The organism is Microbacterium sp. NPDC064942 (assembly GCF_049545525.1).
Taxonomy (GTDB): Bacteria; Actinomycetota; Actinomycetes; order Actinomycetales; family Microbacteriaceae; genus Microbacterium; species Microbacterium gawkjiense.
This window is the reverse complement of sequence record NZ_JBMWDR010000003.1, coordinates 248,085-267,584: the sequence shown is the minus strand read 5'-3', so window position 1 is coordinate 267,584 and position 19,500 is coordinate 248,085. Positions and strand designations below refer to the sequence as shown.

Sequence of the window (19,500 nt, the reverse complement as noted above, 5' to 3'; positions counted from 1 at the left end):
GGCAAGGCGACCACCCGCGCTCGCCTGTCACGACACGCCGTCGCCGGCCGCAGATCGTGACAGGCGAGCGGCCCCGGGGCCCCGCCGCCGGGCCATGATGAAGGCATGAGCTCCGCGAAGTCCGTCGCCGCCGTCGTCGTCCGTCGCCTGACGCGGTGGGGCACGGCATCCGTCGTCGTCGGCGGCGCGCTCGCGCTGTTCCCGCGCACCCGCGCGTTCGGCCTGCAGAGCCTGATGTGGGGCGCGATCGACGCCGGTCTCGCGGCGTTCACCCGCCGTCAGCGGAGCGTCCCGAAGAAGCGGATGCTGCGCCGCATCCTCCTGGTGAACGCGGCGCTCGACGTCGGTTACGTCGCCACCGGCGCCCACCTCGCGACGCGTACGCCCTCGTTCGGGGGGCGCCTGAGCCGGGCGGATGCCCGCGGACACGGTCTCGCGATCGTCATCCAGGGTGCCGTCCTCTTCGTCATCGACCTCACCGCAGCGCGACGCCTCTGACGTCGTCTTGCGCCGATCGTTCCGTCTGTGTCAAGGTTGTTTTACAGTAAAGCGACCTTGACACATCGGAGGACATCATGGCCGGCATCGGCGACACCGCGCCACAGCTCGACCGCACGCGATGGGGCCGCCTGCGCGGCGGCAGCCGCACCCCCGCGATGGCGATCGCGATCCCGGCCGGCCTCGTGCTCGCCGTCGCGGTCGGCGTCATCGCCGGCGCGATGTGGAACGCTCCCACCCCGCCGTTCATCGTCGGGATCGGTTTCACCGTCGTCACCCTGCCGGCGCTCGTCGGCCTGGTGTGGGCGTTCCTCGTCGATCGCGAGACCATCCGCGGCGCGATCGACCGCCCCGAGGAGTCCATCGAGGGCGCCTGGTACGACAAGGCCGCGCAGGGCGCGTTCTCGGACACGCTGCTGATCACGGGCCTCGGCACGGCGTTCTTCGCCATCACCAGCATCCGCGTCGACATGCTCATCGCCCTGATCGGCGTGCTCGTCGTCGCGATGGGCAGCTGCGGCATCCGCTATCTGATCGCGCGACGTCGGGGCTGAGCGTGCAGAACTCCCTGCCCGCACTCCGTCAGGACCGCGGCTGGTCGCAGCAGCGCCTCGCCGACGAGCTCGGCGTCTCGCGCCAGACGATCATCTCCATCGAACGCGGGCGCTTCGACCCCAGCCTGCCGCTCGCGTTCCGCATCGCCCGCCTCTTCGAGACGACGATCGAGACCGTGTTCGAGCCGGACGGGGAGTGACCCGCCGCGCGCACGGGCTCAGCCCCGCGCGGCCCACCACTCGCGCAGGCGCTGCTCCGCGGCATCCGCTCCGATGACCCCCTCGTCGAGGCGGATGTCCAGCAGGAACCGGTACGCCTCGCCGACCTCACGACCGGGACGGATGCCGAGGACCTGCTGGATCCGGTTGCCGTCGAGCTCGGGACGCATCGCGTCGAGCTCCTCCTGCTCGGCGAGCGCCGCGATGCGCGACTCGATGTCGTCGTACGCGGTGCGCAGCCGCGTCGCCTTGCGCTTGTTGCGGGTCGTCACGTCGGCGCGCGTCAGGATGTGCAGCCGCTCGAGCTGATCGCCCGCGTCGCGGACGTACCGCCGCACCGCCGAGTCGGTCCACGCGCCCTCGGCGTACCCGAAGAAGCGCAGGTGCTGCTCGATGAGCTGACACACGGCATCCGTCGTCGCACCGTCGAACCGCAGCGCCTGCAGCCGCTTGCGCGCCATCCGCGCGCCCTTGACGTCGTGGTGGTGGAAGCTGACCGCGCCGCCCGGCTCGAGCTTGCGGGTCGCGGGCTTGCCGATGTCGTGCAGGAGCGCGGCGAGGCGCAGGGTCACGTCGGGCGCCTGACCCGGGTGCCGCTGCTTCTCGAGGTCGATCGCCTGCGCGAGCACCGTGAGCGAGTGCTCGTACACGTCCTTGTGATGGTGGTGCTCGTCGACCTCGAGCCGCAGGGCCGGGACCTCGGGCAAGAAGAGCGCCATGAGGCCGGTGTCGACGAGCAGACGGATGCCGCGGTCCGGCGCCTCCGTCGACAGGAGCTTCACGAGCTCCCCCTGGATCCGCTCGGGGCTCACGATCGACAGGCTCGGCGCGAGCCGGCTCATCGCCTCGAGGGTCGCAGGGTGCACATCCATGCCGAGCTGGCTCGCGAAGCGGGCGGCGCGCAGCATCCGGAGCGGGTCGTCGCCGAAGCTGACGTCCGGATCGGTGGGGGTGCGCAGCGACCCGCCGACGAGGTCCTCGACGCCGCCGGTCGGGTCGACGAGCGACGGTCCCGGGATGCGGAGCGCCATCGCGTTGACCGTGAAGTCGCGGCGGACGAGGTCCTGCTCGAGGGTGTCACCGAACTCGACGGTGGGTTTACGGGTCGCGCCGTCGTAGCTGTCGGCGCGGTAGGTCGTGATCTCGACCTGCTCGCCCCGGATCTTCGCGCCGATCGTGCCGAACGCACGACCGATGTCCCACGTCGCCGTCGCGAGCGGTTTCACGATGCGCAGGATGTCGTCGGGTCGCGCGTCCGTCGTGTAGTCGAGGTCGTTGACGGTGCGGCCGAGCAGCGCGTCGCGGACGGGTCCGCCGACGATCGCGAGCTCGAACCCGGCATCCGCGAACGCGCGGGCGAGCGCGGCCGACACGGGAGCCTCGGCGAGCGCGCCCAGGCGCGCGAGACCCTCGGCCATGTTCAGCATGCCTACGAGCCTACCGACGGCATCCGGCGCCCCCCGCCTCACACCACGCGCACGAACCCCGTGAACGCCAGCTCGCGCACGCGCGGCAGCAGGTCGGCGCGGAGCGCGGCGGCATCCACCTCGAGCAGGTCGGCGATCGCGTCGATGAGCACGCCGAGCGGCAGGTCGCCGTCGCACGCGCCGACGAGGGCGGCCAGCGCGGGGTCGACGTTCAGCACGCGCCCGAACCCGGCGCCCTGGCGCAGCTCGATCACCGAAGGTTCCTCGGCTCCCGGGCGGTGGTGGCGGGCCTCGGTGACGTCCGAGGCCACGACCGCGGTCGCCTCGGCCAGTCCGTCGTCGTCGAGCAGCCCCAGGCGGTCCCACGCCGCGAGCGCGGCCCCCAGGTGCGGCCCCAGGGCGCCGGGCACCGGCTGGGTGACGCGCTCGTAGCGGGCGAGGGGCGGCATCCCGATCGGCGTCCGCCGCAGCAGCAGGTACCCGAAGCCGACCGCCGTCACCCCGCGCGCGGCGAAGTCGGCGAGCCACGCGTCGATGAGCCGGGCGTAGTCGGGGCTCCCCGGCGCCGTGCCGCCGTCGCGCACCCACAGCTCGGCGTACGCGAGCGGGTCGAGCTGCTCTCGTTCCACGATCCATGCGTCGAGCGGGTGAGCGGATGCCGCGACCCACTCGCGCACGCGGTCGAGACCGTCCCGCCCGTCGCGATACTCCCAGTTGCCGAGCAGCTGCGCCGTCCCGCCGGGGGCGAGCACCCCGCCGACGCCCGACACGAACGCCGCGACGAGATCGTCACCCGCGAAACCGGCATCCCGGTACTCGTACTCGGGCACCCCGGCGACGCGCGGCGTGATGACGAACGGGGGATTCGAGACGACGCGGTCGAATTCCTCGCCCGCGACGGGCTCGAACAGGCTGCCGTGGCGCACCTCGATCCCGTCGACGTCGTTGAGCGCGGCGTTCAGCAGCGTGAACCGCAGCGCCCGCTCCGACACATCGGTCGCGACGACGCTCGACGCGCTCCGCCGCGCCCGCAGGGCCTGGATGCCGCATCCCGTCCCGACGTCGAGTACGCGCCGCGCGGGGGTGTCGAGCTGCAGACCGGCGAGCGTGAGCGAGGCGCCGCCGACGCCCAGGACGTGCCCGGTCGGCAGCGCGCCGCCCAGCGCCGCCTCGTCGAGGTCGCTCACGATCCACCACCACCCCGAGCCGGCGGCATCCGTGTAGTCCTGCGGGCGCAGCAGCACGAGCGGTGTCGCGGCGCCGCCCTCGACGCGCACGATCCCGAGCGTCACGAGACCCGCGACACCGGCGGTCGGCAGCGCGCGGTCGAGGTCCGCGGCGTGGGCGGCATCACCGAGGAAGAGCGTGCGGCACAGCACCGCGAGCGCGTCGGTGCGGCCCGCGAGGGCGCGGCGGGCAGGGGCGAGCAGGCCGCGGCCGATCGCGTCGTCGGCGAGCGGCCCCCACGCGGCCCGGACGGCGTCGGCCGTGTACCCGGCGGCGGCGAGGTCGGCGCGGAGCGCGGCGGTCGTGGACGGATCGGGATGCCGGATGTCGCTCACCGTCCCATTCAACCGGCCTCGGGGCCCAATCAGGGGCTCCGCAGGACGGGGACCCTAGAATCACTCCCGATGGTGCGGTCATCGACCGCACGGGAATCGACCTCTTCATGACCTTCATCTCGCCTGCTCCGGGCCGACGTCCGCCTCGCCGATCCCGGTGGCTGCGTGCGGCAGCGGCAGCGACGGCCGCGATCGCCCTCGCCGCCCCGGCCCCGGCGGCCTTCGCCGCGGTCGACGACGCGCCCGACGAGACCGTCACCGCCACCCTCGCGCCAAGTACGAGCGGGGTGGTCCCCGCATCGGGCGATCTGACCCTGACGCTCACGGCCGACAACCCGGGCCCGGACGCCGTCCCCGCCGGCACGGCGACCGTGGGGATCGGCTCCGACCCGCTCGCGTCGACCGCGGCGATCGCCTCGTGGCTCGACAGCGGCTCGACGGGCGCGTCGTTCGACGACGTGGGCGAGATCGCGATGCCCGAGGTCGCGTCCGAGCAGTCGGCATCCGCCGCGCTCACGATCGACGCGGGCGATGCCCCCATCGACGACCTCGACCCGGGGGTGTACCCGGTCCGGGCTGTCTACGGCACCGGCGAGGACAGTCTCCGCGCGCGGACCGTCCTCGTCGTCCCCGACACCGGCGCACCGGCTCGTCAGATCGGCGTCGTCGTGCCCATCACCGCGGGACCGCAGTCCACCGGCGTCCTCAGCTCCAGACAACTGACCGAGCTCACCGCCGAGGGGGGCGACCTGCGCGAGCAGGTGGATGCCGTGACGGGCACGCCGGCGATCCTCGCCGTGGATCCCGCGATCACCGCCTCGATCCGCGCCCTGGGCTCCGCGGCGCCGGCCGACGCGGTCGCGTGGCTCGACGACCTGATCGCGCTCCCGAACGACCGTTTCGCGCTGCAGTACGGCGACGCCGATCTCGCCGCGCAGATCGGCGCGGGCGAGGCATCCCCCCTCCGGCCGGTCTCGTTCGCGGCCTACCTCGACCCCACCAACTTCGGCGCCCCCGCGGTCGACGGCGAGGCGACCCCGACCCCGACGCCGACCCCCGAGGAACCGACCCTCCCCACGCTCGAGGAGCTGTTCGACGTCGGCGCCGACCGCGACAGCGTCTTCTGGCCCGCGACCGGAACAGCCGGCGCCGAGACCGTCGCCGCCCTGGGCGCCGTGACGGGCGGCGACGACGCGCCCGTCACGCTCCTGCCGAGCTCGGTGGTGCGATCGGATGCCGGGGCGCACGCCGTCGCGGCCGACACGGACCTGCTCCTCTACGACGCCGGCCTCTCGCGCCTGCTCGAGGACGCCTCCGCGACCGATGCCGACACCGCCCGCGGAGCGCTCCTGGCGGAGTTCACTGCGCGGGCGGCCGTGGGCGACCTCGCCGACCCCCTGCTCGTCACGGTCGACCGCGCGAACGGTCGGTCCCAGGCCGCCCTGCGCGGCGCGATCGACGCGGCGACCGGGCTCCCCGGCTGGACGGCGACCGACCTCGACGGCCTCCTCGCGGCCCCCGCCGCCGCGGTCGACGTCGACTCCGTCCCCGCCGACCAGGACCGCGTCGCGGTGATCGACGGGTTCCGCGCCGCGCAGGGCGGTCTGCAGCGCATCTCGGGTGTGCTCGACGACCCGACGCTGCTCACCTCGTCGGAGCGGGCGACCGAGCTGCAGCTGCTCGGCAACGCGTGGCTCGACGACCGCGAGGGATGGGATGCCGCGATCCAGGCGCAGCGCGAGCGCATCGCCACCTGGACCGACGGTGTCGCCCTCGTCCTCGGCGGCCCCATCACCCTCGCCGGGGCCTCCGCGCCCCTCGTCTTCACCGTCCGCAACGACCTGCCGTGGCCGGCCCGTGTCGACCTGATCGCCTCGCCCGGCGACGCGCGTCTGGTGATCGAGTCGACGACCGAGGTCGAGATCGGCGCCCAGCAGACCAGCCGCGTCGCGATCCCCGTCTCCGCCCTCGTGGGCAGCGGCGAATCCTCCGTCGACCTGCAACTGCGCACCCCGTCCGGCGTCGATATCGGGCGGAGCGAGACCGTCGAGGTGTCGGTGCGCGCCGAATGGGAGTCGGTGGCCCTCGTCATCCTCACCGTCCTCGTGTCCGCCCTCCTCGTCTTCGGTGTCGTCCGGACGGTCCGACGGCGCAAGCGGATGCCGGTGGCCCCCTGATGGCCGGCCTCGGACGCGCGAGCGCCACCGTCGCCGCCGGCACCATGGCGTCCCGCATCACGGGACTCATCCGCAACATCGTGCTCACGGTCGCCGTCGGCACCGTCGGCGCGAAGGCGGCGGACTCGTTCGCGATCGCGAACCAGTTGCCGAACTCGGTGTTCGCGCTCATCTCCTCGGGGCTCCTCGCCGGGGTGATCGTCCCGCAGATCGTCAAGGCCGTGAAGACGCACGACGACCGCGGCAGCGCCTTCGTGTCGAAACTGCTGACCCTGGGCGTCCTCGCCCTGCTGGTCGTCACGATCGTCGCCGTCGTGGCGGCGCCCGTGCTCGTGGAGATCTACGCGGGGAGGTTCACCGACCCGGCGGCGAAGACGCTCACCCTCGCCCTCGCCTACTGGTGTCTGCCGCAGCTGCTCTTCTACGGGCTGTACGCGCTCGTGGGCGAGATCCTCAACGCGAACCGCATCTTCGGGCCGTTCGCCTGGTCGCCGATCGTGAACAACCTGATCTCGATCGCGGGCTTCGGCGTCTTCATCGTGCTGTTCGGCACCTACGAGTCGGCCTCGGGCTGGACGGCGGGCATGATCGCGCTGATGGGCGGCACCGCGACCCTCGGGATCGTCGTGCAGGCCGGCATCCTGTTCCTGTTCTGGCGGCGAGCGGGACTGCACGTGCGGCCCGACTTCGGCTGGCGGGGCATCGGCCTCCGCCAGATCGGCCGCCTCGCCGGCTGGACGTTCCTCATGGTCGTCGTCGGGCAGATCGCCGGCGCCTTCCAGATCAACATCGTGGGTGCCGCCTCGGGTCCCGCGGCGGCCGGTGCGACGCTGCAGAACGCGTGGCTCCTGTTCATGCTCCCGTTCTCCGTGATCGTCCTCTCCCTCGGGACCCCGTATTACACGAAGCTCAGCGAGCACGTCGCGGAGGGACGGGCGGATGCGGTCACCGCCGACCTGTCCTCCCTCACCCGGACCGTCGGCATCTTCATGGTCGGCATCCTCGCCGCGATGGCCGTGGCCTCCGTGCCGCTGGCGCGCCTGTTCACGACATCGCCGGACAACGCCGTCGCCTTCGCCTGGGTCCTGGGCGCGTACCTGCTCGCGCTCCTGCCGCTGTCATTCCAGTTCGGCATCCAGCGCACCTTCTACGCCCTCAAGGACACCCGCACCCCCTTCGTGTACACGCTCGTGCAGGCGGCGCTGGTCATCGCGACGGCTCTGGCCGCGTCGGCGCTCGTCGGTGCCGGCATCCTGCCCCTCACCTGGCTCGCCTTCGCGATCGCCCTCGGACAGTCCGTGGCGAACATCCTGCAGTTCGCACTCGCGATCACCCTCCTGCGGCGGAAGATCGGTCCGCTCGGTCTCGGTGCGGCGTTCCGCGGAGTCCTGCGCTTCCTGCTCGCGGCCGTCCCTGCGGCGGCCGCGGGGTGGGCCGTCTTCCTCCTTCTCGGCGGGGTCGAGGGGTGGGCCGTCTCCGAGCGTCTCCCCGGATTCCTCGGCGCCGCGCTCATCGGCGGTGTGACACTGCTGGTCTACGGCGGCATCCTGGCCCTGTCCCGCACCCCGGAGCTCGGTGTCGCGTTCCGCGCCGTCCGCCGCTTCCTGCCGGGCCGGTGAGCCCCCCCTCCGTGGAATGCCACGCGGCTACCATGGGTTGAACTGTCCGGGCGCGAACACCGCCCAGACGAAGAGAGGATTCATCGTGCGCAAGGTCATCATCATCGGCTCGGGTCCGGCGGGCTACACCGCGGCGATCTACGCGGCGCGCGCGAACCTGTCGCCCCTCGTCGTCGCCAGCTCGGTCGAGGCCGGCGGAGAGCTAATGAACACGACCGAGGTCGAGAACTTCCCCGGGTTCCCCGAGGGCATCATGGGCCCCGACCTCATGACCAAGATGCAGGAGCAGGCCGAGAAGTTCGGCGCCGAGGTCGTCTACGACGACGTCGTGTCGCTCGACGTGTCGGGCGACATCAAGACCGTCACGCTCGGCCGCGGCGAGACGCACGAGGCCGAGGCGATCGTGTTCGCCACCGGTTCCGCGCCCCGCAAGATCGGCATCGAGGGTGAGACCCGCCTGTCGGGCCGCGGCGTCTCGTACTGCGCCACGTGCGACGGCTTCTTCTTCCGCGAGAAGGTCATCGCCGTCGTCGGCGGCGGCGACTCCGCGATGGAAGAGGCGACGTTCCTCACGAAGTTCGCCTCGAAGGTCTACGTGATCCACCGTCGCGACGAGCTGCGCGCCTCGAAGATCATGCAGGACCGCGCCAAGGCCAACGAGAAGATCGAGTTCGTCTGGAACGCCGAGGTCATCGACGTCCTGGGTGAGGATGCCGTGACCGGCGTGCGTCTGCGCGACACCGTCGACGGGTCCGAGCGCGACCTCGCCCTCGACGGCGTGTTCGTCGCGATCGGCTACGACCCCCGCACGCACCTCGTGCACAACGTCCTCGACATCACCGAGCACGGCACCGTGTGGGTCGACGGCCGCACCTCGAAGACCTCCGTCCCCGGTGTCTTCGCCGCCGGCGACGTCATCGACCCGACCTACCGCCAGGCCGTCACCGCGGCCGGCAGCGGCACGGTCGCCGCCCTCGACCTCGAGCACTACCTCGCCGCGCGCGGCGACGCGGGTGCCCCCGCGCAGGACGCCGCACTGATCGACGGGCTGCCGACCCCCGCCTGAGCGCGGAACAATTGCGGCATCCGCTGCGTTTTCCCCTCTGACACCCACGTGTCGATTCCTAAGGAGACAGACATATGACCGCCAAGGCCACGAGTGAGAGCACCTGGCAGCAGGACGTCATCGACGCCGAAGGCCCCGTCCTGGTGGACTTCTGGGCGGCGTGGTGCGGACCCTGTCGCATGGTCGGCCCCATCCTCGACGAGATCCAGACCGAGAACCCCGAGAAGATCACGGTTCTGAAGCTCAACGTCGACGAGAACCCGCAGCTCGCCATGGAGTACCAGATCACGTCGATCCCGGCGATGAAGGTCTTCCACAAGGGCCAGGTCGAGAAGACGATCATCGGCGCCAAGCCGAAGTTCGCCCTCGAGCAGGACCTCGCCGACTACATCGGCTGAGCACCCCACGTCACGAAGGACCCGCGCGACCCCGGTCGCCGGGTCCGTCGTCGTTTCCGCGCCGCCGCAACAACCGCGACCACCACGACGGACGGGACGCGAGTTCCCACGCGCGTCGACCCGCGTCGGTGCGTTCGCTCCGGCGCGCACCCGGCAGATCCGCGACGTCGGCACGGCCCCGGGCGAGGTCCTCGACGACCGCCGGCAGACGCAGGGCCCGGGTGAGGTGACCGGGGAGGTCGTCATCGTTGTCGCATCGGCGAAGGTGCTCGAACGCCGCCCGCGTCACCCGCAGCTCGTCGAGCACGGGCCGGTCATCGGCGAGTTCCGACATCCGCTCGACGGCGGCCGTGCGCAGCATCCGCTGCACCTCCCCCGTCCACCCCTCCTCCGGCAGCACCGGCACCCATCGTGCCGGCCACGACAGCATCAGATCCGGGATGCCGCGCCCCCGCATCCGCTCCTTCTCCGGCAGCGCCGCGAGTCCGGCGGCGCTGAACACCTCCACCGTGAGGCCCGTCCGCGTGCGGGTGAGCGCGACCACGGGGCGCTGCGCCGGCGGCCAGGAGTCCCGGACGTGCCCGTGCGCCACGACGATGGCCGCTCCGTCGACCTCGGCGACGGTGACGGATGCCTCGAGCTGCTGCGCGAGCGAGGTGAGACCGGTAACACGCTCGCCCATCAGCACGTAGACCCGGAGCGGGAGGTCACGCATCGGTGACGTCGACGGCGGCGGGTCCGCGGCATCCCGTCCGCGCCCGACGAGGAAGAGGCCGTCGGATTCGAGCAACACGTCGGCCGACCATTCCGCCGCGAGGGCGTCCAGCACCGGCTCCGGGGCGGTGCTCGTGACCGTGCCGTCGGACGCGATGACCAGCTGGCCGTCGGGCGTGAGGGCCACGCGTGCGATCACGGTGCCGTCCTCGTCGCCGACGACGGCGGGGATCCCCCGTTGTCGGAGCGCGGCGCGCACCGCGTCGATGGTGAGGACCGTTCGCGACGAAGCGATGTCGATCGTGGCGATCGTCAGTTCCTCCATCGGCGACGTTTCACGTGGAACGGTCAGGAGGCTCGGACCGAGACGTTCCACGTCCGGTGCGGCTCGCTGCCGAGCAGGCGCCAAACCGCCGCGCTCAGCGCGGGGTAGTCCAGGGCGATCTGTCGCAGCACACGGTAGTTCCGCGCCTGGGTCGGACGCTGCCCCCCGTCGGCCGCGATGTTCTCCGCCCGCAGGGTGAGCACGACCAGCTCGTCGACCGAGGGGAGATCCTCCATGAAAGCCCAGGGGTCCCCACCGTCGCGCAGACGCTCCTCGACCAGCACCGACAACTCGTCGGACGCCTCCGCGCGCAGCACCTCGAGGCTCGCGCGTCGGGGGAGGTTGGGGCGCTCGCTCACCCCTCCAGCCTACGCTCGCCGCCCGACGTCAGGCCCCAATCAGGACCCGCCGAACTCCGTCTCGCCGAGCTCACCGAGGATGCGGTTGAGATCCTGGATCGTCGCGAAATCAATGCTGATCTGGCCTTTCCGCGCCGTCAGCGAGATCTTCACCTTCGTGTTGAGCCGGTCCCCCAAGCGCTCCGCGACGTCGTCGAGGTGCGCACGGCGCGTGCCGGCCTTGGGCAGCGGACGCACCCGATTGCCGATCGTCTTGGCGGCTGCCTCCGCGGCGCGCACCGAGAGATCCTCGTTCACGATCTTGTCGGCCAGGCGCTGCATGTGGTCGGCGTCGTCAACCGAGAGGATGGCGCGGGCGTGGCCGGCGCTGAGCACGCCGGCCGCGACGCGCTGCTGCACGGGCACGGGGAGCTTGAGCAGCCGGATCGTGTTGCTGATCTGCGGACGCGATCGCCCGATGCGCGTCGCCAACTCCTCCTGGGTGATCCCGAAGTCCTCGAGGAGCTGCTGGTAGGCGGACGCCTCTTCGAGCGGGTTCAGCTGCGAACGGTGCAGGTTCTCGAGCAGCGCGTCGCGCAGCAGGTGCTCGTCCTCGGTCTCCCGCAGGACCGCCGGGATCGCGGTCAGGCCGGCTTCGCGGGCAGCGCGCGTGCGGCGCTCGCCCATGATGAGCTCGTACGCGCCGTCCTCGTTGCGCCGCACGACGACCGGCTGCAGCACACCGAACTCGCGGACGCTGTGCACGAGCTCGGCGAGGTCGTCCGCGTCGAAGTTCGTGCGCGGCTGGCGCGGGTTGGGGACGATCTCGTTCGGGTCGACCTCGATCAGACGCGTTCCGGGAACGGCGACGAGCTCATCCTCCCCCGCCGGACTCTCCGCGGGTGCGGCATCCTGGTTCGATCCGTCGGCGTCGGCTGCGGGCAGCGACGCTCCCGGGAAGAACACGTCCACGGGACGTGCCTCCGACGAGTCCTGCGTCGGGATGAGGGCTCCGATGCCCCGGCCCAGTCCGGTTCGCTTGGCCATCAATGGGCTCCTTCTTCTGAGTTCTGTGCGAGACCGCGCCGCGCGATCTCGACCGCCGCCTCGCGGTACGCCACGGCGCCCGCGGACTGTCCGTCGTAGGCGATGACCGTCTGCCCGAAGCTCGGGGCCTCGGAGACACGGACCGACCGCGGGATGACGGTGGTCAGCACCCGGTCGGGGAAGTGCGTGCGCACCTCATCGGCGACCTGCTGCGCGAGTCGGGTCCGCCCGTCGTACATGGTCAGCAGGATGGTCGACAGGTGCAGGGCGGGGTTGAGGTGCTTCTGGATCATCGAGACACTCCCCAGCAGCTGGCTCAGTCCCTCGAGCGCGTAGTACTCGCACTGGATCGGGATGAGGACCTCGGTCGCGGCCGTGAAAGCGTTGATCGTGAGGAGCCCGAGCGACGGCGGGCAATCGATGAACACGAAATCGACGTGGGTGTCCGCCAGGTAGGTCTCCAGGGCCGTCCGCAGACGGTGTTCCCGCGCGACCTGGGAGACGAGCTCGATCTCCGCGCCGGCGAGATGGATGGTCGACGGCGCACAGAGCAGATTCGGCGATTCCGGGCTCGTTTGGATCACGTCCGCGAGCGGCTCCTCATCGATGAGGACGTCGTAGATGCTCGCGACGTCGGCGCTGTGCGGGATGCCGAGCGCCGTCGACGAGTTCCCCTGCGGGTCGAGATCGATGACGAGCACGCGCGCACCGACGGAGGCGAGCCCCGCCGCGAGGTTGACGGTCGTCGTGGTCTTCCCCACGCCGCCCTTCTGGTTCGACACCGTGAAGACGCGGGTGGAGCCGTCGAACTCGACCTTCACCTCGGCGAGGACCTTCCTGCGCGACGTCAGATCCGCCAATTCGCGGGCGATCGGACTGTCGTCGAAAGAGAAGGGTGCGGGAGAGGTGGTGTTCTCCGAATCCGGCACCTGTTACTCCTGTCGTGTCGAGGACGTTCCCACTGTAGTCGAGGCCTACGGCGGCCTCGGGCGCCGGTCGTTGTTTCACGTGAAACAGGGAACCTGCGCTCCGCACGTTTCACGTGAAACGTTCGCCGACGTTGCAGGCCGCTCGATGTTCCACGTGAAACATCGCCGGCTGTTGTCAGCGCACGGTGGCGCGGATGACGCGCGTCGGCTCGGCGACGACACCGTCGCCGACGGGTTCGACCCGGACATCCGACAAGCGGAACTTCCGGATCGCCTTCTCCGCAGCGGCGATCTCGTTCGCTGCGTTGGCACCCTTGAGCAGGACCAGCTCCCCGCCGTCCCGCACCAACGGTGCAGTGATCGGGATGAGGGTGCGGAACGCGCTCACGGCGCGGGCGGTCACCGCATCCAACACAGCACCCTCGGTCCAGTCCTCGCCGCGTGCGCGGACGATCTCGACGTTGTCGAGCCCGAGCTCGTCCGTCTGCTCCGTCAGCCACGCAATGCGGCGCTCCATCGGCTCGATGAGCACCCAGCGGACGTCAGCACGTGCGATGGCGAGCACGAGTCCCGGCAGACCGGCGCCGGAACCGATGTCACCGACGCGGGATCCGGCCGTGAACAGCGGCGCAGCGACCGCACTGTTGAGGATGTGCCGGGTCCAGATGCGGGGGAGTTCGAGCGGTCCGATGAGACCGCGCTCCTCGCCCTGGGCGATCAGCGCGTCGGTGAAGCGACGAGCGAGATCGATCCGATCGCCGAAGACGGATGCCGCGGCATCCGGTTCGCGCTCGGGTGTTTCACGTGAAACGTCAGCCACGGCGCAGAACGGTGTGGCGATCGGCGCCTTCGCCGTAGGACTCCGACACCAGGCCGTGCTCCGCGGCGATGTCATGCACGAGCTTGCGCTCGTAGCTGGACATCGGCGGCAGGGATGCCTGCGAGGCACCGTCGTCGAGGCGCTCCAGCGCACGCTCCACGAGCTTCTGCAGCTGCGCGCGCCGCGCGTCGCGGGATCCGCCCACATCCAGGATGAGGCGCGAGAACCGACCGGTCTTGGTCTGCACCGCGATGCGGGTCAGCTCCTGCAGCGCCTGCACCGTCTCCGGGTCGGACAGGAGCGAGAGTGCGTCGGGCTGCTCGTTCTCGACGGACACGTATGCGCGGCCGGCGCGCACGTCGAGCGTCAGGTCGCCGTCGATGTCCGCGATGTCGAGGATGCCCTCGACGAAGTCGGCGGCGATGTCGCCTTCCTGCTCGAGCTCGTCGACAGTGGGCACAGCGCGAGCGCCGGGGGTCTGGTCAGTGGTCGTCATGATCGATCCTTCGGTCCTCGTCAGGACGTGCCGTCCTGCTTGCCTTTCTGAGCCTGCTTCTTCGCGCGCTGCTTGCCCACCGGCTGCTGGCGCTTGGGAGCCTGCGCCTTCGCGCGCTCGGCCTCCTCGAACAGGCGCTGCTGCTCGGCCTCGTACTTGGCGAGGGGGATGACCTTGCCGCTCGGGTCGAGAGCCTTGCCCTTCTTCGCGAGCCGCTCCTCGCGCGCCTTAGCCGCCTCCGACCCGGGGGTCGGGAGGTTCCGGATGACGGCGAACTGCTGAACCATGGTCCAGATGTTCGAGGTGAACCAGTACATGACGACGCCGAGCGGGAAGAACACACCCGAGAAGATGAAGGCCAGCGGCAGGACGTACAGCATGATGCGCTGCATCTGGTAGGCCTGGCCGGTCTTGGCCTCGGGGGAGAGGTTCTTCGAGATGATCTGCAGCTGCGTGAAGAACTGCGACAGGATCATCAGGATCACGAGGATCACCAGGATCACGACGGTCGCCGTCTGATTCGTGTTGATCGCGTCGATCATGTTGACGTGCAGCGGTGCGACACCGAACAGCTCGGCGTTGTAGAACTCGCGCGTCAGGGTCGCGTTCAGCAGGCCGGTGCCCCCCACACCCCACTCCGCGTGACGCTTCACCTCGCTGAGCGTGTAGAACATGCCGAGGAGGATCGGCATCTGCACCAGCAGTGGCAGACAGCTCGACAGCGGCGTCGTACCGTGCTTCTTGTACATCGCCATGGTCTCGCGACTCATGGCCTCGCGCGACAGCTGGTCGCGCTTGCCCTTGTACCGCTCCTGGATCTTGCGCATCTCGGGCGCGAGTTCCATCATCTTGCGCTGGCTCTTGATCTGCCGCACGAACAGCGGGATGAGCGCGGCACGCACGACGATGACGAGCCCGATGATGGACAAAACCCAGGTCAGGCCGGCATCCGGAGCCAGTCCGATCGACGTGAAGATCCAGTGCCAGAAGACGAGGATCGCCTCGACGACGAACTTGAACGGCCACAGGATGATGCTGAAGAAGTCAGGATCACCGGGTTCGGGTGTCGTCGGGTTCGGGAGCGGCGGGAGGGTCGCCGAGGCGAAGAGATCCATCACGGATCAATCCTTTCTGAGGGGCACGACGAAGCCGTGCGAAGTCAGGTCGTGCCGGAAGTGCGTGTGAGCGGGGACGTCGTCGATGCCGCCCGCGGCCCACGGGTGGCATCTCGCGAGACGGGCCGCCGCGAGCGCCGAGCCCTTGAGGACCCCGTGCTGCTGCACGGCGCCCAGCGCATAGGCCGAACACGAGGGATAGTACTTGCACACGTCGCCGTACAGCTGGGAGACGGTCGCCCGGTAGCCGTGCAGCAGCGCGATCACCGCGTTGCGGGGGAGCAGCGTGATCGTCGCCGGCAGGGTCGCGGCATCCATCACCGCCGTTCCGCGGGTGTACGAGGGAAGAGGCGCCGAGCTCATGCGGCCGCCTTCCGTTCGAGGCAGCGGATGACCTCGGTGCGCAGGGTCGCGAAATCGACGGATGCCGCAGCGGGCAACGCGCGGATGACCACATCGGCCCCGGGCCGGACCTCCGGCAGGGCCTCTGCGCAGATCGCCTTGAGCCGGCGACGCACCGTGTTGCGCACGACAGCGCCCCCCACCTGCTTGCTCACGATGAAGCCGAAGCGTGGGGGGCGCTGTTCAGACGTGCTGACCACGTGGGTCACGGTGTGTGCCGCCGGACAGCGGGAACCTCCGCGGACGGCGGAACGGTAGTCCGCCCCGCGGGTGATGCGGTTCCCGCGCGCCAGCACCGCGTGGTGTCAGGCCGAGAGCTCGGTGCGCCCCTTGGAGCGGCGAGCCGAGAGGATGGCGCGGCCGGCGCGGGTGCGCATACGGGCGCGGAAGCCGTGCTTCTTGGCGCGGCGGCGGTTGTTGGGCTGGAACGTGCGCTTGCTCATGAAGATCACTCCGGATGGGCGGGGTCACCCGAACGCTCGAGACCGGGGACACAGGTACATGGGGGACTCGCGCCGAGAGGCACAAGTCAACCGACCTAGGATACGTCGAGATTCCTGAGATCCCAAACCGGGACGCCGACCGGCCATTATCCACCGACGCCCGAACGCTGCTGGCGACGACACGCGGGCCGGTTCTACAGTGGGTTTTGCCTTGCGGAGCGCCGATGGCTAGCGTGATCCGGATACTTATCCACAGGTTGTGCACAGTACCGTGCACACCATTGTCCACACCCCGGGAGGGTCATGTCCGAGCACGAACTTCCAGATGTCCCCGTCTGGAGCGCCGTGCTCGACGTGCTGGCGAACGACGACCGCGTCACGCCGCAGCTGCACGGCTTCGTGAACCTCGCCGTCGCCCAGGGGGTGATGAGCGGGACGCTCTACCTCGACGTCCCGAACGACCTCACCGCCGGCCAGTTCAACAAGCGCCTGCGCGGACCCATCATGGAGGCCCTCGCGCAGGTCGACGCCGAGCCGTCGGCGAGCACCTTCCGCGTGGTCGTGAACCCCGAACTCGGCGACACCCACCTCACCGCGCCGGTCCCGGTCCAGTCGGCCCTCGCGCCGACCCCGTCGGCACCGACCCGGCCGAACGCCGAGGACTACAGCGAGCAGGCGGCACCGGCATCCCGCAACGACACCCGCCTCAACCCGAAGTACACGTTCGACAACTTCGTCATCGGCCAGTCCAACCGTTTCGCACACGCGGCGGCGGTCGCCGTCGCCGAGGCGCCGGCCAAGGCGTATAACCCGCTGTTCATCTACGGGGACTCGGGGCTGGGGAAGACCCACCTCCTGCACGCGATCGGCGATTACGCGATCAACCTCTACACGGGCATCAAGGTCCGGTACGTCTCGAGTGAGGAGTTCACGAACGACTTCATCAACTCGATCGTGAACAACCGCGCGTCGGCGTTCCAGGCCCGGTACCGCGACGTCGACATCCTCCTCATCGACGACATCCAGTTCCTGCAGGGTCGCGCTGAGACGCAGGAGGCGTTCTTCCACACCTTCAATCAGCTGCACGACCATGACAAGCAGGTCGTGATCACGAGCGATGTGCCGCCGCGTCACCTCACCGGGTTCGAGGACCGGATGCGGAGCCGCTTCGAGTGGGGTCTCATCACGGACGTGCAGGCCCCCGACCTCGAGACGCGTATCGCGATCCTGCGTAAGAAGGCGCAGTCCGAGCGCCTGCAGGTGCCCGACGACGTGCTGGAGTACATCGCCACCAAGGTGTCGAGCAACATCCGCGAACTCGAGGGCGCCCTCATCCGGGTGTCCGCGTTCGCGAGCCTGAACCGCTCGAACCTCGACATCTCGCTCGCGCAGACGGTGCTCCGCGACATCGTCGACCAGGACGACGCGAACATCATCTCGCCGACCGACATCATCTCGGCCACGGCCCAGTACTTCCGCCTCACGGTCGACGACCTGTACGGCTCGAGCCGTTCGCAGTCCGTCGCGACGGCTCGGCAGATCGCCATGTATCTGTGCCGCGAGCGCACGAGCCTGTCGCTGCCGAAGATCGGTCAACTGTTCGGCAACCGCGACCACACGACGGTGATGTACGCGTACAAGAAGATCAGCGAGCTCATGAAAGAGCGTCGCTCGATCTACAACCAGGTATCCGAGATCACCTCGCAGCTCGGCCGTTCCTCGCGCTGACGGCCCCACACGCCCGGGTGTGCGGCCGTACTTGACACGTGCCCGGCCGGACCACCAAAATGCCGTTTCCCACAGTGTGGAAAGCCTGTGGATAACTGTGCGTCACGGGCCGTCGGATGTGAACGAACGGCGACAGCCTGTGGATGAACGGATGACACGCATCAATCCGGCGTCGTCGAAATCACGCGTCTTTCCGCAGCCCGTGCACAAGTTACACGGATGTGGTTCCGGCTCGGCGACAGGGATCCACCGACTTATCCACAGTTTCCACAGCTGTTAACAAGAAGACAGAGAACTATCTAATGGAAGCCCGATCCGATCACACCCACGGGGTGCGGGCCCGTCGCGGCGAGCTCGGCAGAGCGCTTCCGGAGCGTCCTGTCGTGGGCACTAGCATGAGAGGGCCCATCTCGCCGTCAAGGGAGCATCAGTGAAGTTCCACGTCAACCGCGATGTATTCAGCGAAGCCGTGTCGTTCGTCGTGAAACTGCTCCCGCAGCGGAACCCGCAGCCGATCCTCGCGGGTGTGCTCATCGAAGCCGGCGACGACGGTCTGTCGCTCGCCGCGTTCGACTACGAGGCATCCGCCCGTACCCGCATCGAGGCGACGGTCGACGAGCCGGGCACGATCCTCGTCCACGGCCGACTGCTGTCCGAGATCGCGAGCCGTCTGCCGAACGCACCGATCCAGATCACGCAGGATGCCGACGGTGAGATCCTGCTGACGTGCGGTTCGGCGCGGTTCACCCTCGCGGCGATGCCCGTCGCCGAGTACCCCGCGATCCCCGAAGTCTCGGGCGACTCCGGCCTCGTCCCGGGCGACGACTTCTCGACCGCGATCGCGCAGGTCGCGTTCGCGGCCTCCCGCGACGACGTCACCCCGGTCCTGACGGGTGTGCAGCTCGAGGTGACCGGCAACGAACTCAGCCTCGTCGCCACCGACCGCTACCGCGTCGCGCTGCGCGAGATCAACTTCGACAGCGGCGCCGTCGCCCGCGAAGAGGCGACGACCGCGCTCGTCCCCGCGCGCACGCTGACCGAGGTCGGGAAGACCTTCGCGCACTCCGGCGACATCCAGATCTCGTTCTCCGGATCGGGTGATCGCGAGATCATCGCGTTCACGGCGGGCAACAAGACCGTGACCTCCCTGCTCATCAAGGGCAACTTCCCCCCGGTCCGGCGGCTTTTCCCCGCGCAGACCGAGCACTATGCGGTCGTCAACACGGCGGAGCTCGCCGAGGCCGTCCGCCGCGTCTCGCTCGTGCTCGACCGGTCGGCGCCGCTGCGATTCACGTTCTCCGACGAGGGCGTGTCGATGGATGCCGCGGGCACCGAGCAGGCCCGCGCCACCGAGTCGGTCGACGCGACGCTCGCCGGCGACGAGGTGACCCTCGGACTCAACCCGCAGTACCTGCTCGAGGCGCTCGGCGCCGTGAAGAGCGAGTTCACGCGCATCACGTTCACCTCGAGCGAGAACGCCAACAAGCTGAGCCCGGTCCTCATCACGCCGCAGACCTCGGGGACGCCCGAGAGCTTCAAGTACCTGCTGCAGCCGAACCTCCTGCTGCGCTGACCCCCGGCGTCCGTCCACATCGAGGCGTGTCGGAGCCTCGAGGGAGGGTG

Annotated in this window: 21 protein-coding genes; 9 read left to right on the top strand and 12 right to left on the bottom strand. The window is 70.0% G+C overall.

The window, feature by feature from the left end:
* Positions 1-105: 105 nt before the first annotated feature.
* The 3 genes from ACPEH2_RS07670 to ACPEH2_RS07660 all read left to right on the top strand — a co-directional run bounded on the left by ACPEH2_RS07670 (position 106) and on the right by ACPEH2_RS07660 (position 1,252).
* Positions 106-498 (top strand): DUF6992 family protein, encoded by a 393-nt coding sequence (locus tag ACPEH2_RS07670; protein ID WP_359918444.1) that lies wholly within the window; start codon positions 106-108, stop codon positions 496-498.
* A gap of 77 nt (positions 499-575) precedes the next feature.
* Positions 576-1,052: a hypothetical protein gene (locus tag ACPEH2_RS07665; RefSeq protein WP_359918442.1), complete on the top strand. Its 477-nt coding sequence runs from the start codon at positions 576-578 to the stop codon at positions 1,050-1,052.
* Between the two features lie 2 nt (positions 1,053-1,054).
* Positions 1,055-1,252, top strand: coding sequence for a helix-turn-helix transcriptional regulator (locus ACPEH2_RS07660; protein ID WP_064002794.1), 198 nt, complete (start codon positions 1,055-1,057; stop codon positions 1,250-1,252).
* Positions 1,253-1,270: 18 nt separating this feature from the next.
* Here ACPEH2_RS07660 and ACPEH2_RS07655 read toward each other — a convergent pair whose 3' ends face one another.
* Positions 1,271-2,698, bottom strand: coding sequence for a CCA tRNA nucleotidyltransferase (locus ACPEH2_RS07655; RefSeq protein ID WP_359918440.1), 1,428 nt, complete (start codon positions 2,696-2,698; stop codon positions 1,271-1,273).
* Between the two features lie 38 nt (positions 2,699-2,736).
* Positions 2,737-4,260, bottom strand: a complete 1,524-nt coding sequence (locus tag ACPEH2_RS07650) for a DUF7059 domain-containing protein (RefSeq protein ID WP_359918438.1) — start codon at positions 4,258-4,260, stop codon at positions 2,737-2,739.
* A 107-nt stretch (positions 4,261-4,367) separates the two neighbouring features.
* On the opposite strand from ACPEH2_RS07650, the gene ACPEH2_RS07645 reads away from it, so the two are divergent.
* From ACPEH2_RS07645 to trxA, 4 genes are all read left to right on the top strand, one after another.
* Positions 4,368-6,437, top strand: coding sequence for a DUF6049 family protein (locus ACPEH2_RS07645; protein ID WP_359918436.1), 2,070 nt, complete (start codon positions 4,368-4,370; stop codon positions 6,435-6,437).
* Positions 6,437-8,056 (top strand): murein biosynthesis integral membrane protein MurJ, encoded by a 1,620-nt coding sequence (gene murJ, locus ACPEH2_RS07640; protein WP_359918434.1) that lies wholly within the window; start codon positions 6,437-6,439, stop codon positions 8,054-8,056. The genes ACPEH2_RS07645 and murJ overlap by 1 nt, the downstream gene beginning before the upstream one ends.
* Positions 8,057-8,141: 85 nt before the next feature.
* Complete coding sequence (trxB, locus tag ACPEH2_RS07635) at positions 8,142-9,122, top strand: thioredoxin-disulfide reductase (RefSeq protein ID WP_061018795.1); 981 nt, start codon at positions 8,142-8,144, stop codon at positions 9,120-9,122.
* A gap of 74 nt (positions 9,123-9,196) precedes the next feature.
* Positions 9,197-9,520 (top strand): thioredoxin, encoded by a 324-nt coding sequence (trxA, locus tag ACPEH2_RS07630; RefSeq protein WP_064002800.1) that lies wholly within the window; start codon positions 9,197-9,199, stop codon positions 9,518-9,520.
* 10 nt (positions 9,521-9,530) lie between these two features.
* On the opposite strand, the gene ACPEH2_RS07625 is transcribed toward trxA, so the two are convergent.
* The 10 genes from ACPEH2_RS07625 to rpmH form a co-directional block, all read right to left on the bottom strand.
* A complete protein-coding gene (locus ACPEH2_RS07625; RefSeq protein WP_359918432.1) occupies positions 9,531-10,559 on the bottom strand; it encodes a hypothetical protein in 1,029 nt (342 codons plus the stop codon).
* A 23-nt stretch (positions 10,560-10,582) separates the two neighbouring features.
* A complete protein-coding gene (locus tag ACPEH2_RS07620; RefSeq protein WP_359918430.1) occupies positions 10,583-10,918 on the bottom strand; it encodes a tryptophan synthase subunit alpha in 336 nt (111 codons plus the stop codon).
* Between the two features lie 39 nt (positions 10,919-10,957).
* Complete coding sequence (locus ACPEH2_RS07615) at positions 10,958-11,944, bottom strand: ParB/RepB/Spo0J family partition protein (protein ID WP_359918428.1); 987 nt, start codon at positions 11,942-11,944, stop codon at positions 10,958-10,960.
* Positions 11,944-12,873, bottom strand: a complete 930-nt coding sequence (locus tag ACPEH2_RS07610; protein ID WP_359918426.1) for a ParA family protein — start codon at positions 12,871-12,873, stop codon at positions 11,944-11,946. The genes ACPEH2_RS07615 and ACPEH2_RS07610 overlap by 1 nt, the downstream gene beginning before the upstream one ends.
* Before the next feature lie 175 nt (positions 12,874-13,048).
* Positions 13,049-13,693 carry a 16S rRNA (guanine(527)-N(7))-methyltransferase RsmG gene (gene rsmG, locus ACPEH2_RS07605; RefSeq protein WP_359918424.1) on the bottom strand — a complete coding sequence of 215 codons (645 nt, stop codon included), beginning with the start codon at positions 13,691-13,693 and terminating at the stop codon, positions 13,049-13,051.
* Complete coding sequence (locus tag ACPEH2_RS07600) at positions 13,686-14,189, bottom strand: protein jag (RefSeq protein WP_064002805.1); 504 nt, start codon at positions 14,187-14,189, stop codon at positions 13,686-13,688. The genes rsmG and ACPEH2_RS07600 overlap by 8 nt, the downstream gene beginning before the upstream one ends.
* A 20-nt stretch (positions 14,190-14,209) precedes the next feature.
* Positions 14,210-15,304: a membrane protein insertase YidC gene (gene yidC / locus ACPEH2_RS07595; RefSeq protein WP_217529204.1), complete on the bottom strand. Its 1,095-nt coding sequence runs from the start codon at positions 15,302-15,304 to the stop codon at positions 14,210-14,212.
* A 6-nt stretch (positions 15,305-15,310) separates the two neighbouring features.
* Positions 15,311-15,667, bottom strand: coding sequence for a membrane protein insertion efficiency factor YidD (gene yidD / locus ACPEH2_RS07590; RefSeq protein WP_082886155.1), 357 nt, complete (start codon positions 15,665-15,667; stop codon positions 15,311-15,313).
* Positions 15,664-16,002, bottom strand: coding sequence for a ribonuclease P protein component (rnpA, locus tag ACPEH2_RS07585; RefSeq protein WP_253035466.1), 339 nt, complete (start codon positions 16,000-16,002; stop codon positions 15,664-15,666). Before rnpA ends, yidD begins: the two co-directional genes overlap by 4 nt.
* Positions 16,003-16,011: 9 nt before the next feature.
* Entirely contained in the window at positions 16,012-16,149 is a 138-nt protein-coding gene (rpmH, locus tag ACPEH2_RS07580; RefSeq protein ID WP_064002918.1) for a 50S ribosomal protein L34, read from the bottom strand.
* 303 nt (positions 16,150-16,452) lie between these two features.
* Here rpmH and dnaA point away from each other — a divergent pair, with 303 nt between their 5' ends.
* Both dnaA and dnaN read left to right on the top strand, forming a co-directional pair.
* Positions 16,453-17,877 carry a chromosomal replication initiator protein DnaA gene (gene dnaA, locus ACPEH2_RS07575; RefSeq protein ID WP_253035465.1) on the top strand — a complete coding sequence of 475 codons (1,425 nt, stop codon included), beginning with the start codon at positions 16,453-16,455 and terminating at the stop codon, positions 17,875-17,877.
* 430 nt (positions 17,878-18,307) lie between these two features.
* Positions 18,308-19,450 carry a DNA polymerase III subunit beta gene (dnaN, locus tag ACPEH2_RS07570; protein ID WP_217528892.1) on the top strand — a complete coding sequence of 381 codons (1,143 nt, stop codon included), beginning with the start codon at positions 18,308-18,310 and terminating at the stop codon, positions 19,448-19,450.
* Positions 19,451-19,500: the final 50 nt, after the last annotated feature.

Excerpts from the sequence above, each read along its gene's own strand:
- ACPEH2_RS07670 (WP_359918444.1), top strand. The coding sequence starts at position 106 with ATGAGCTCCGCGAAGTCCGTCGCCGCCGTCGTCGTCCGTCGCCTGACG.
- ACPEH2_RS07665 (WP_359918442.1), top strand. The coding sequence starts at position 576 with ATGGCCGGCATCGGCGACACCGCGCCACAGCTCGACCGCACGCGATGG.
- ACPEH2_RS07655 (WP_359918440.1), bottom strand. The coding sequence starts at position 2,698 with ATGCTGAACATGGCCGAGGGTCTCGCGCGCCTGGGCGCGCTCGCCGAG.
- ACPEH2_RS07645 (WP_359918436.1), top strand. The coding sequence starts at position 4,368 with ATGACCTTCATCTCGCCTGCTCCGGGCCGACGTCCGCCTCGCCGATCC.
- murJ (WP_359918434.1), top strand. The coding sequence starts at position 6,437 with ATGGCCGGCCTCGGACGCGCGAGCGCCACCGTCGCCGCCGGCACCATG.
- trxA (WP_064002800.1), top strand. The coding sequence starts at position 9,197 with ATGACCGCCAAGGCCACGAGTGAGAGCACCTGGCAGCAGGACGTCATC.
- ACPEH2_RS07625 (WP_359918432.1), bottom strand. The coding sequence starts at position 10,559 with ATGGAGGAACTGACGATCGCCACGATCGACATCGCTTCGTCGCGAACG.
- ACPEH2_RS07615 (WP_359918428.1), bottom strand. The coding sequence starts at position 11,944 with ATGGCCAAGCGAACCGGACTGGGCCGGGGCATCGGAGCCCTCATCCCG.
- ACPEH2_RS07600 (WP_064002805.1), bottom strand. The coding sequence starts at position 14,189 with ATGACGACCACTGACCAGACCCCCGGCGCTCGCGCTGTGCCCACTGTC.
- yidC (WP_217529204.1), bottom strand. The coding sequence starts at position 15,304 with ATGGATCTCTTCGCCTCGGCGACCCTCCCGCCGCTCCCGAACCCGACG.
- yidD (WP_082886155.1), bottom strand. The coding sequence starts at position 15,667 with ATGAGCTCGGCGCCTCTTCCCTCGTACACCCGCGGAACGGCGGTGATG.
- rpmH (WP_064002918.1), bottom strand. The coding sequence starts at position 16,149 with ATGAGCAAGCGCACGTTCCAGCCCAACAACCGCCGCCGCGCCAAGAAG.
- dnaA (WP_253035465.1), top strand. The coding sequence starts at position 16,453 with ATGTCCGAGCACGAACTTCCAGATGTCCCCGTCTGGAGCGCCGTGCTC.